Here is a 12,017-nt window from a genome sequence, read left to right on the forward strand (position 1 = left end):
TATCGGGTCGACCAATTTGGCACGCCCTGAGTCCGATGATCTTATCGTGTGGACACGAGCTATAAACAGGGGACTGTCCGACTCATAAAAAAGCGCGGCTCTAGGCCGCGCTTTTTGCTTTTCACGAGAGGGCGTGTTCAATGCCCGGTGATGCGCTCGGCCTCGTACTCATCCGGCGGCACCACCGGCGCACCTGGATGGGCTTTCGCCTCCAGCAGCGCCGCTTCCACCGACGGCGTGCGCCAGCCGGCCTTTACGCCCCACACGTAGAACACCAGGCCAATGACTGCGACCACGGCGAGGTCGATGCCATAGGGCAGGTAGCCCTTGCCGCCGAACATGGTGCTGCCGGCCCAGGACACGAAGGCCAGCGTCGGCAGGTAGCAGACCAACCACCAGGCGCCCTTCATCTGGCGGCCGAAGTCGTGCCAGCCGGCCTTGGCCTGGTAGTAGAGGTACACCGGCAGTGCGACCACCATCAGCAGAATGATCTCGCCGGTCAGCGGCCACTTGGCCCAATACAGCAGCTCGGTCGCCATGATGAAGGCGACGGCGGCGAGGATCGGCAGGCCAGCGATACGCAGCGGGCGGTGCAGCTCCGGCGCGGTGCGGCGCAGGGTCATCGCACTCACCGGACCAGTGAGGTAGGAGATGATCGTGGCCACCGAGATCACCGCCGCCAGCGTGCCCCAGCCGCGGAATCTGAAAAGGAACAGGTAGGACACCAGCAGGTTGAACCACATCGCCGGACGCGGGATACCCCACTTGGGATGGATGCGGCCGAGGATCTTGGGCAGCGTGCCGTTGCGCTCCATGCCGTAGATCATGCGCGCGGTGGTGGCGGTGTAGGTCATGCCGGTGCCGCTGGGGCTGATGAAGGCATCGACGTACAGCAGCATCGCCAGCCAGTGCAGGTTGACGATGATCGCCAGCTCGGCGAACGGCGAACGGAAATCGATACCGTGCCAGCCCGCCTTGGCCAGCATCTCCGGCGGCACCGCGCCGATGTAGGCCACCTGCAGAATGATGTAGACGATGGTGGCCAGCACGATCGAGCCGATCACCGCGAACGGGATGCTCTTACCCGGGTTGTGCGCCTCGCCAGCGAGGTTCACCGGGCTCTGGAAGCCGTTGAAGCTGAAAACGATGCCGGCGGTGGCCACGGCGGTAAGCACCGCAGCGAAGTCGGTCGAGTGCGAATCACCATGCACGCCGACGGAGAAGTTCTCGCTGTGGAAACCGCTGGCGATCAGCGCCAGGCCGGTGGCCGCCGGCACGATCAGCTTGAACATGGTGATCGCGGTATTGGAGCGCGCGAACAGTTTCACGCTCCAGAAGTTCAGCAGGAAGTAGATGATCACCAGCACGGCGGCGATCCATAAACCCGGTACCGACAGTTCACCATGCCCGTCCGGCATGTGCATATACAAGTCATGCGCCCACTGCCACGGCCACGAGGCCATGTACTGCACCGAAGCTTCCGCTTCCACCGGAATCACCGACACGATGGCGATCCAGTTGGCCCAAGCGCCGATGAAACCCACCAGCGAACCGTGCGAGTAGTGGCTGTAGCGCACCATGCCGCCCGACTCGGGGAACATGGAGCCCAGCTCCGCATAGGTCAGCGCGATGGTCATGATGATCGCCGCGCCGAGCACCCAGGCCCATACGGCGCCGGGGCCCGCCAGGCCGGCGGCACGCCATGCACCGAACAGCCAGCCGGAGCCGATGATGGAGCCCAGGCCGGTGAGCATGAGCGCGAAGGGGCCGACTTCGCGTCGGATGGGGCTGGAAGAGGACATACGAATTCCCAGATATCGAAGGTTCAGCGCGCCACCGTTCCGGGCGGCACAAGCTGCGGATGATGACAGACCGGCGCATGGGGCGTAAGCCGCGGGGCCGTGCGGCGGCGCACGGGCGCCCTGCGGAAGGCGGAGAGTTTGCCGAGCGGAATGCAGAAACGACACGGGATGCCACAAGGCATCCCGTGTCGTTCATTGGAACCGGGCGTCGTCAGTACGGACGACCCAAGGGGTCGTTCGTGTAGGCGATGTGCATCCATTCCGGATGGTTCTCGGCGATATCCTGGATCTGTTCCGGCGACATGCCGCGCGCGCGCATGGCATCGAGTTGTTCGCCGCCCACACTTATTAACTGTGAGCGCGCACCGGCGTTTTCGATTCCGGCTCCTTCGAGGAATTTGTTCTCCGCTTCCTTGTATTCGCGTTCCTTGGCGTAGTGTTCGGATACACCTATACCCAACGCAGCAACTGTGGCGATGCCGAAGCCTATGGGGCCGGCCAAGCCACCCAATGCCTCGGAACCGCCGAACAGGGTCAGGCCCGCCCCGGCTAGTCCGGCAACCGACAGAAGCGTTGTCGGGACGTCGTTCTTGCTGGCCGCTTCCCCAGCGGAATTCGCAAAGTAGAAAACGTTGAGGACGCCGACGAATTTTTCGGTGGCCTGGCCTGCCAGGTTCGCACCGAGTCCCCATTTTCCAAGGCTGCCATTGCGGTCGACCGCGCCGACGGCGGCACCGAAGGCGGCCGTATCCTGGACGGCGCCGACGGAGAGGGCCAGCTGCGCGAGTTCGTTCTTGGTGCTCGGGTCGTCCATGGTGGTGCCGGTCTGATTGAGCAAGGCACCGCCTGAGATGGCGAGCGCGGCCGCACGAAAGAGCATGCCGGAGGCTCCGCTGCTGAAGCTCATTTCCTTCAGTTCACTCAGCTCCTTGGACGTTGCGCCCACTGCATTGATGCCTTTGCCCAGCTTGGCGTCATCCAGCGACTCGGTTTGCAGTGCCTCAACTTCCTTCTTCAGCTTCTCAGTCCCCTCGTCGATATCGGTCTTGGGCAGCCCCATCCATCCGGCGACATCCTTGAGGTTTGCCAGTGCATCGTTGACCTTGCTGACGCTGGCCGGATCGTTGGGGTTGAGGCTGGAAAGAGCTGGCAACAGATTGCGTGCGACGTAAGCCGGCCCCACGGCAGCTACGAATTCCTTGTTCTTGTGGGAAACCTCGAGCATGAGCTTGGCGGCTTCGCCTGCGTTCTTGCCTTCGAAGATGCTGGGATCTTGCGTGGCCGCAAACGCGATGGCCTTGCGCGTCGTATCGTCATCCAGCATCTTGCCCAGACCCTCTCGCGTCGGAGCAAATGGCTTGAGGTTGTCGGGCATGTTCAACATTGCGCCGACGTCGCCACTGAACGCTCTCGCATCGGTTACCAGCTTGTCCTTGATTCCGGCGAATTGATCCTGCCAATCCTTGCCCTTGGATTGGATGTACTTGTTGATCGCATGCTGCTCCTGCTCCTGGGTCAGGCCGGGGCCGAGATCCTTGATCAGCTCATTGAGTTCCTGCGTCTGCTTGGCGTAGTCCTGCATGTCCTGCGATATCGCCTGTTTCTGCAGGTTCGCCGTGCCGAGTGTTGCCGCGGACAGGATGCTCAGCGCAGCATCGTGCTTTCCTGCAGCCTGCATCTGGCTGGCCACATCGATGGCCAGCTTCGCGCCACCGCCATCGCTGATGGCTTGCGTGAATGTGTGTTGCGCGAAAGAGGGGTTGTCCTGTTGCTGGTTGGCGATCGTGCTCGCGATCTGTTGTTGCAGCGCCTGCGCCTTCGGGTCATCACCAAGTGCGTTGTAGACACTGGCGAGATTCTTGTAGACATCAGCGTCGCTTGCAGCATAAGAAGCGACGCCGATCGGTGAGGTCTGGGCGCGAAGATCGTTGGGATCAGACGGGCTCCACCACTTCTCGATGACTTGTCGGGCCAGATCCGGTTGGGTGTTCTGGACAAGATCGGCAAGATATTTGGCGCAGTCAGTTGACGATTTCCCAGCCGCTTCATGCGCCGCATCGTTGATCCATCCCTGCACGCGAGGGTCGGCAACGACATGATCGATAACGTCCTGCGGCTGTCCCCTGAGGTTGTCGCTAAGCCTGGCCAGCTCGTCCTGCGCACTCCACGAGCCGGAGAACGAGGGAACCAGCGAGTCGACCTTTTGCTGCGTTTGATAGGCGCTGACCGATGCGCCGATGGCCGACTGCGCCACCGAATCGCCCTGGTGCCGCGCCATGATCGCGTCGCCGGCACTCTTGACGACCTGATCGGTGGGAGTCTGGAACTCTGCAGGTACGCCAGCGTTGCGGGTGGCGATCTGGCTGCCGATTTCGTCCTTGATCGCCGCATCCATGGCTTTCTGGGTCTGATCGACGTTGGCCGATTCGCTGGTGGAGATGTCCTGGCGAATCGCGCCGTTGTGCGGTGCATTGCGCATAGCGTCATCGCGCTGCTTGACGGCAGCGTCGTAGGCGGCTGTCGCGGCATCGGTTTTCTGCGCAGGCGTCTGTGGCGGCTGGGTCTGATCGTCCTTGGCCAGCATCACGGCATGAGGCGGCAGAGTCAGTGCGGCGATGTGCGAGATATCGCTATCCACGCTTATGCGGTTGGTTCGCGCCAACTCTTCCGGCGTGACGTTATGCGCCTTGGCGACGCTTTGCACGGTGTCGTGTGGTTGCACCGTGTATTGCGGCTGCGGTGGCAGGAGCTGTGGGGTGTACGGAGCGACGGAACCTGAATCTGCAGGACGCATGACAAACCTCCAAGCCAGGGGACAGTCCCCTGCATTTGAGGTTGCTTGTCATCTTGCTGCAATAAGGGGTTTCCCTAGGGATGCTCTGATCAAGCCCCCACGGACGGGAACCGGAAGCAGGGCATCGGGAACGAGGAAGAGCCAGGGCGATAAAGCTTGCGGCGCTCTTGCCGCTCCTGGCTCCCGATCAGCACTCGATCACATTCACCGCCAGACCGCCGCGCGAGGTTTCCTTGTACTTGTCCTTCATGTCGCGACCGGTGTCGCGCATGGTGGCGATCACCTTGTCCAGCGAGACGCGGTGCTTGCCGTCGCTCTTCAACGCCATGCGGCTGGCATTGATGGCCTTCACCGAGCCCATCGCGTTGCGTTCGATGCAGGGAATCTGCACCAAACCGCCGATCGGATCGCAGGTGAGGCCGAGATTGTGTTCCATGCCGATCTCGGCGGCGTTCTCCACCTGCAGCACGTTGCCGCCGAGTGCAGCGGTAAGGCCGCCGGCCGCCATCGAGCAGGCCACGCCCACTTCGCCCTGGCAGCCGACTTCGGCGCCGGAGATGGAGGCGTTTTCTTTGTAGAGGATGCCGATAGCCGCCGCGGTGAGCAGGAATTCGATCACGCCGTCGTCGTTCGATTTGGGGCAGAAGCGGTGGTAGTAGTGCAGCACCGCCGGCACGATGCCAGCCGCGCCGTTGGTGGGCGCAGTGACCACGCGACCGCCCGCTGCGTTTTCCTCGTTCACCGCGAGGGCGTAGAGATTGACCCAGTCGAGGATGGTGAGCGGATCTTTCAGCGCCGCTTCCGGCTCATTGCGTAATTCGATGGCCATCGCCGGTGCGCGACGCGTCACCTTGAGGCCGCCAGGCAGCACGCCGGGCGAACGCAGGCCGCGATTGACGCAATCCTGCATGGCCTTCCAGATGGTCAGCAGGCCTGCGCGGGTTTCCGCCTCGCTGCGCCAGACCTTTTCGTTCTCCATCATCAACTGCGCGATGGTCATGTTGTGCTGTGCGCACAACGCGAGCATCTGATCGCCAGTAGAGAACGCGTAGGGCTGCGCCGTGGTATCGGCGACGATGCGGTCTTCCGCCGCCTCGTCCTGGTTCACGACGAAGCCGCCGCCGACCGAGTAGTAGTCGCGCGTGCCCAGTTCGTTGCCGTTGGCGTCGTAGGCGGTAAAGCGCATGCCGTTGGTGTGGAACGGCAGTTTCTGGCGCTTGTTGAATACCAGATCGCGCTTTTCCTCGAAATCGATCTCGTGCTTGCCCAGCACACGCAGGCGATGCGTGGTGCGGATGCGCTCCAGCGTTTCGGGAATGCGATCGGGATCGACCGTGTCGGGGTGTTCACCTTCGAAGCCGAGCAGTACCGCCTTGTCGGTGCCGTGGCCGCGGCCGGTCATCGCCAGCGAGCCGAACAGCTCGGCACGCACGCGCGCCACGCGGCCGAGCACACCTTTTTCCTCCAGCCAGCGCTCGGCAAAACGCGCCGCGGCGCGCATCGGGCCCACGGTGTGCGAGGAAGACGGCCCGATGCCGATCTTGAACAGGTCGAATACGCTAACGGCCATGGCTGTGCTGCAAGGCTGGGAGGGGAACCCGGTATTCTACGCGTGCCCTTCCTTCTCGACAGCCATACGCCGCCGTCTGTTTAAACCACCCATGGCCGACCTGATCCTTTACCAGCGCGACTACTGCCACCTATGCGACCAGGCGCTCGCGGTGATGGCCGAGGCGCGCTCGCCCGATTTCGACAGCGTGTGGGTCGACGACGATCCCACCCTGGAAGATCGCTACGGCACGCGTGTACCGGTGCTGCGTGACTTGCGCGATGGGCGGGAATTGGATTGGCCGTTCGACGCCGTAACGTTACGCACCTTCCTGGACGCACCGCTGTAGGAGCGCACCCTGTGCGCGACAAACCGGCAGGACTGCCGGTTTGCACGGCGTGAGCCGCCCGCAGGGCGAGGGCCAAGGATGGCCCGAGTGACACCTACGGAGCGTTGTGCCATCGCGCACAGGGTGCGCTCCTGCAGGGCTCAGTTCGTCAGCGCTTCAGCCGCTTGAGGATTTCCTCGCGCGCCTCACGCAGAATCGAATCGCGATCCAGGCTGGCGACGATTTCCGCTACCACGCGTTTGGCGCCTTGCTCGCCCCAGGATTTGCCGGCCACCAGATAGCGTTCCGCCGCGCGACCGATCAACACCGTGGCATACCAGGCCATGGCGCCTTGCGCTGCGGCGGTGAAGACGACGGAAAGACCGGCGCTGACGCCCTTCAACGTGGTAGCCACCAAATGCACACCCCAGATCGCGCTCATCAGCGCAATCAACTGTGCGGAAATCACGGCGACGAGGCGACCGGATTCGGCGCGCGTCAACGGTAACCCGTAGACGCGCGACAGTTGCAGCACCATCGCCGCATCGAGCCCCGCTGCGGCCAGCAGATCGGCAACCGGAATCGGATTGAGTGCGACGGCCACACCTTTAGCCAGGCAGTAATGGCGGATCAGCTTGCTGGCGAGCAGGCGGCGGCTTTCGGCGATGCGCGCGCTGACCTGATCGGTGAGCCGGCCGGCATAGAGACCGGCATTCAGCGCGGACAACGTCTTGCCTTCGCGCTGTGCGATGGCCAGCAAGCGTTCGCGCAACGCGGCGACGTCGGGTGGTCCTGACCGTTCGTGCGCGTGTTCGCGGCCACGGTCGTCCATGTCGATCACGCGCTGCGGCGATGGGTGTGCGGCAACCGCCACCACGTCTTCGCCTCGCACCAAGCCCTGCGTGCGTTCGCGCAGATGGGCGAGCAGCGAGGCGCGTTCGTCGACGCTGTAGCGATCCGACTTGTTCAGTGCGAGCAGCACGGGGCGCTGGGTGGCGGCAAGCAGTTTCAGCGCATCGAGCTCGTCGCGGGTAAGGTCGCCATCGGCCACCAGCACCACCAGGTCGCTGACCTCCGCCACCTCGAAGGCAAGCCGCTCGCGTGCCTCGCCATCCAGCTCATTGATGCCGGGTGTGTCGATCAGCACCAGGCCATCCTGGATAGCTTCATCCAGCACGGCCTGCGCGGCTTGCGTAGTGGTGCCATGCAAGACACCGACCGCGAACGCTTCACGTCCGAGCAGGGCATTGCCCAACGCCGATTTGCCGGTGGACACGCGACCGAACACGGCCACGTGCAGCTCGCCGCGCTCCAGCCGATCGAGCATGGCTTCCACACGGCCGAAATCCGCAGCGAGTTCGCTGCGGATGTCAGGAGGAATACCGGGATCATCGAGCAGGTGGCGCAGGCTGTCCGCCATGCGCGTGTCGGGATGTCCGTTGGCGGTTGGCGTCACTGTGGCGGCGCCTGCATCCTCTGGCGTGAGCCAGCGGCGCAGGCGCTGCCACAGCGTCGCTTCGCTCATACAGGCTTATTTCGCCGCGAGTACGACGTGCGCGGTGACTTTTACGTCGGCGCCGATCACCGAGGTATCGGCGTAGTCGCCGCCGCCCACGCCGAAGTCGAGGCGCTTGATGGTGCCGGCCACGTCCAGCGTGGCGCCGGTGCCCTGCGGCTTGAAGGTGACATTGAGGCTCAACGGCTTGGTCACGCCGCGCAGGGTGAGATTGCCGTCGGCAATCACCTGCGCGCCGTTCTGGCGGAAGCCGGTGGTGACGAAATGCGCCTTGGGAAACTTGGCGACGTTGAAGAAATCCGCACCCGGTAGCGCGCCGTCGCGGTCGTTATCGCCGGTCTTCACGCTGGCGAGTTCCACTTCCACGTCGAACTTCGAGCTGGCCAGCTTGGCCGGGTCGTAGCTGATCGCCGCCGTCCACTTGCCGAACGTGCCGTCAAAGCCGGCGCCCTGGAAACTGTCGGAGAAACCCAGCTTGCTGCCGGCCGGTTGCACGGTGTAATCGGCGGCGCTGGCGAGGCCGGGCAGGGCCAGCGCGAGTAGGAGCGGGGCGAAACGGGTCAGAGCGGGGAGCTTCATCAGTGTTCTCCTTGAGAGGGGGAGTCGTCGCGCAGGCGGCGGAAAGGGAGCATGCGGAGCAGGGTGTTGTCGCGGTCGATGAAGTGGTGCTTCAGCGCGCCACCCACGTGGGCCACCAGCACCAGCACGAGGAACCAGAACAAGTATTCGTGGATACCTTCCACCGTGCCTTTCAGGTCATGATTGGCCGCGGTCAGCGCCGGCAAGTTGAACTGTTTGAAGAACTGCAGCGGCTTGCCCGCGACCGAGTTCAGCCACCAGCCGGTGAGCGGCAGCGCGACGATCAATACGTACAACACCGCATGCGTGGCGTGCGCGGCCAGCTGCTGCCAGCGGGGTGCCGGCTCCTCGCGCGGGCGCTTGTCACCCCAGCGCCACAACAGACGCAGAAGAAACAGCGCGAGCACAGTCAGGCCGATCGACTTGTGCAGCGCGAGCCAGTTGATCTTCTGCATCGGATTGCTGGCCAGATCCATCATCAGGCCGAAGATGCCGTTGCCCAGAATGAGCAGTGCGGTGATCCAGTGGAAAAACTTGGCGATCGAACCCCATCGGCGGTCGTTGCTGCGCAAGCTCATGGAGACTCCTTGTTGGACTGAGCGGTGTCGTCGAGGATAGCTTCCAACTCCACCCACACCGCTACCGTGCGGCCAATGGCCCCGGGATTGGCAGTGATGCCGAAGTCGTTGCGATCCAGCATGGCCGAAGCCGAGAAGCCAGCTACGGTGTGCAGGCCGTAGATGGTCTTGGCCAGCCGGTTAAAGGTAAAAGGCAATTCGACCGCGCGAGTGATACCGCGCAGCGAGAGCTGCCCATGCAGCACGCCGTGCGTCGCGTCCTTGCGCTCCACGGAGGTGCTGACGAAATGCGCATAGCGCGCCTTCTCGCTATCCAGGAACGAAGGCTTCAGCACCGCGGCATTCCACTCCGCATCGCCCATATCGAGACTGCCGAGGTCGATATCCAATTCGGTCGCCGACTGACTCCAATCATCCGGATCGAAACGCAACCACCCACGCGCGATATGCAGACGTCCGAACGGGCGCGAGTAACCGTTGTGGTCAATGCTGAAAACAATCTGGCTATGCGTTGTGTCATAGCGATACGTCGCCGGTGCCGCCTGCGCCGCCGCGCAGCTCAATAATGCCCCGATAGCGAATAGGAACAGCCGGTTTGTCAGGCGCGAGATGACCATAGGCGAAAGAATGGCCGATCAGCGATGGCGGCGCCAGCAGGCGGATGTGAAACGGATTGTTTCTTTAGAGACGTATGGCAGCGAATTGCGCCCCTGCCGTTGCTCTTGATCTCAGGGCCCTTGTGCAGCGGTGAGGGCTGGACGATAAGGCCCCAAAGGGGGCGCAGGCATGGATGCCTGCGCCTTTTCGACACGACAAGGATGTCGTGTCGAAAAGCCCGGCCAGACCTCACGAACCCGAAGGGCGCGTAACCGGGGTGGCCTCTCTTTTGGTTACTTTTCTCTGGCCAAACAGAGAAAAGTGACTCGGACCGCGGCAGCGGTTCGAAAGCCCGCCGCAGGCGAGCCCGTGTACGCAGACGCGACAATCAGGCGATAACTCCACTGGATTCCGGCCTTCGCCGGAATGACGAAAGGAAAGGGCATCGCAAGCACCCGCCCCTCTCCCCAACCCTCTCCCCGGCGGGGAGAGGGAGCAAATGTGCGCCCGGGTGAAAGCGCTCAACCACCTTCGTCGCGCTCGCGCAGCGCATCCATCGTCAACGTTGCCAACTGCCGCACCCGCGTACTCCCCGCATCCGCCAGCAACGCCTTGAGCCGTGCACCCGCATCGTCCTGATCCAGCGCCTTGCGCTCAGCCAGCGACGCCGCCAACGCCCGCCCCATACTGTCGAAGATCAACGCATAAGCAAACGCATGCAGCACGCCGCCACCCAACGTGCCCAATCCTGGAAACGCCTTGAGCGCATTGCCGGCAATAGCCAGCACGATGGAACTCCCCGTACGCAACGTCAGCTTGGCCTGCCGCACAAAGTCCTCGACCTGAAGCTCGCTGACGCGCACGCCGTACAGCTCGGCCAGTTCGCGGGTCAGAGCAGTAGCCAATGCGCCCTGGATCACTAGATCGCTGCCGGGCGCTACCGCCGCGAGCGCGCCAACCACCGCGCGTCGCGCGTACTTGCGCACGATGCGTTCGGCCTCGGCGCTGCGCGTCTGCGCCTCCAGCGTGCCGACTTTTTCGTGCAGGCCAGCGAGCACGGCGTGCTCGCGTTGCTGCTCCAGCCCTTCCGCGCCGGCTGAAGTGAGCCGCATCAGCGCCTTCAATAGCGGCTCGATGGCAGGCTTGCGCTGACGCTCGACCTGTTCGATGCCGCCGTCGGCAAGCGCCCGCTGGTAGCGTTCACTGCCACCCGCGCTGACCGCTACGACGTTGGCGGCGATCTCGCGGGTCTGTTTGCGCAGGCGCTGCAACAGCAGGTCCAGCTCTGCGCCGCTCCATTGATCGGCCTTGTTGAGTACCAATAGCAGCGGCTTGCCGAAATCGCCCAGCCAGCGCACCTCTTCCGCTTGGCTGCGCGTGAGCTCGCCTGCACACACATAAATCACGGCATGGGCCCGCAAGGCTTCCTCGCGAGCCAGTGTTTCATGGGCATCGCCATCGGCCTCGCGACTGCCCGGCACGTCGGCCAGTACCAAGGTACGGCCATCGGGCAGCAGACCGTCGACATGAGTTACCTGGCGGGTGGTGCCGCCCCGGACATCGCTGGCCGCCAGGGCATGTGGTGCGAGGGCGCGGATCAGGGTGGATTTGCCCGTGGAGATTTCACCGAACAAGGCCACGTAGACGCGGGCGGTGGCGCGACGCCGATCCAGTTCTCCCAGTTCGGCGCCGAGCGCGCCGGTGTTGGTGCCGCGTGTCTGCAATTGGTCGATGCGCTGTTCCAGGCTGCCACGGTCCGGTGCCGGCACGGCACGCCGTTTGCGCCTGGGGCGCAGCAACCACCAGAGCACACCCGGACCGGCGAGAGCGAATAGGCCGATGGCGATGCCCAGCGTCCATTGCAGCCACGAAGGCAGTTGCAGGAATCGCTGGGCCAGGGCGAGGGCACGTTCGGCGGCGGCGAACAACAGCCACAGCAGGGCGGCGATGGCGAGTGCGGCCAACAACAGTCTTGGACGTCGGGACATGGGGCATTCTAGTCATGCCGCGGGCCGTGAAACGGTGCGGCGACACTCGTTAAGACCCGGATGTTTTGGCATGATCGGTAGTTAGAGCCTGTTCCGTATCTCCGCGTGGCCCGCGCCGGGAGCTGTTTGCGCGCAGGCCAAGTGAAGAACGAGGGCGTGTACGTCCGTACACAACCGAGTGATGACGCCGGCATGCGGGCAAACAGACCCGGCCCGGAGGGTTGATTAGCTTTGGGCGCCATGCGGCGGCGCGCGGCTGGGCCTGACCACCAGTCAGGCACTGCGC

At 63.7% G+C, this 12,017-nt stretch carries 9 protein-coding genes; 1 reads left to right on the forward strand and 8 read right to left on the reverse strand.

Features of this window, described 5'->3' with window-relative positions:
• Positions 1-137: 137 nt before the first annotated feature.
• The 3 genes from OUZ45_RS10495 to OUZ45_RS10505 all read right to left on the reverse strand — a co-directional run bounded on the left by OUZ45_RS10495 (position 138) and on the right by OUZ45_RS10505 (position 6,166).
• Positions 138-1,802, reverse strand: coding sequence for an APC family permease (locus OUZ45_RS10495; RefSeq protein WP_266169992.1), 1,665 nt, complete (start codon positions 1,800-1,802; stop codon positions 138-140).
• A 211-nt stretch (positions 1,803-2,013) separates the two neighbouring features.
• Positions 2,014-4,596 (reverse strand): LysM peptidoglycan-binding domain-containing protein, encoded by a 2,583-nt coding sequence (locus OUZ45_RS10500; RefSeq protein WP_266169993.1) that lies wholly within the window; start codon positions 4,594-4,596, stop codon positions 2,014-2,016.
• A gap of 187 nt (positions 4,597-4,783) precedes the next feature.
• Complete coding sequence (locus OUZ45_RS10505; RefSeq protein WP_266169994.1) at positions 4,784-6,166, reverse strand: L-serine ammonia-lyase; 1,383 nt, start codon at positions 6,164-6,166, stop codon at positions 4,784-4,786.
• 91 nt (positions 6,167-6,257) lie between these two features.
• Here OUZ45_RS10505 and OUZ45_RS10510 point away from each other — a divergent pair, with 91 nt between their 5' ends.
• Positions 6,258-6,494: a glutaredoxin family protein gene (locus OUZ45_RS10510; RefSeq protein WP_266169995.1), complete on the forward strand. Its 237-nt coding sequence runs from the start codon at positions 6,258-6,260 to the stop codon at positions 6,492-6,494.
• Positions 6,495-6,642: 148 nt separating this feature from the next.
• Here OUZ45_RS10510 and OUZ45_RS10515 read toward each other — a convergent pair whose 3' ends face one another.
• The 5 genes from OUZ45_RS10515 to OUZ45_RS10535 form a co-directional block, all read right to left on the reverse strand.
• Complete coding sequence (locus OUZ45_RS10515; RefSeq protein ID WP_266169996.1) at positions 6,643-7,998, reverse strand: GTP-binding protein; 1,356 nt, start codon at positions 7,996-7,998, stop codon at positions 6,643-6,645.
• Positions 7,999-8,004: 6 nt separating this feature from the next.
• Positions 8,005-8,568, reverse strand: coding sequence for a YceI family protein (locus OUZ45_RS10520; RefSeq protein ID WP_266169997.1), 564 nt, complete (start codon positions 8,566-8,568; stop codon positions 8,005-8,007).
• The gene (locus tag OUZ45_RS10525) at positions 8,568-9,146 is read right to left on the reverse strand and encodes a cytochrome b (RefSeq protein WP_266169998.1); all 579 of its coding nucleotides are present in this window, start codon (positions 9,144-9,146) and stop codon (positions 8,568-8,570) included. The genes OUZ45_RS10520 and OUZ45_RS10525 overlap by 1 nt, the downstream gene beginning before the upstream one ends.
• Positions 9,143-9,763 (reverse strand): YceI family protein, encoded by a 621-nt coding sequence (locus tag OUZ45_RS10530; RefSeq protein ID WP_266169999.1) that lies wholly within the window; start codon positions 9,761-9,763, stop codon positions 9,143-9,145. Before OUZ45_RS10530 ends, OUZ45_RS10525 begins: the two co-directional genes overlap by 4 nt.
• Before the next feature lie 501 nt (positions 9,764-10,264).
• Positions 10,265-11,731 carry a GTPase gene (locus tag OUZ45_RS10535; RefSeq protein ID WP_266170000.1) on the reverse strand — a complete coding sequence of 489 codons (1,467 nt, stop codon included), beginning with the start codon at positions 11,729-11,731 and terminating at the stop codon, positions 10,265-10,267.
• Positions 11,732-12,017: the final 286 nt, after the last annotated feature.

Source organism: Dyella subtropica (assembly GCF_026283965.1).
Lineage (GTDB): Bacteria > Pseudomonadota > Gammaproteobacteria > Xanthomonadales > Rhodanobacteraceae > Dyella_D > Dyella_D subtropica.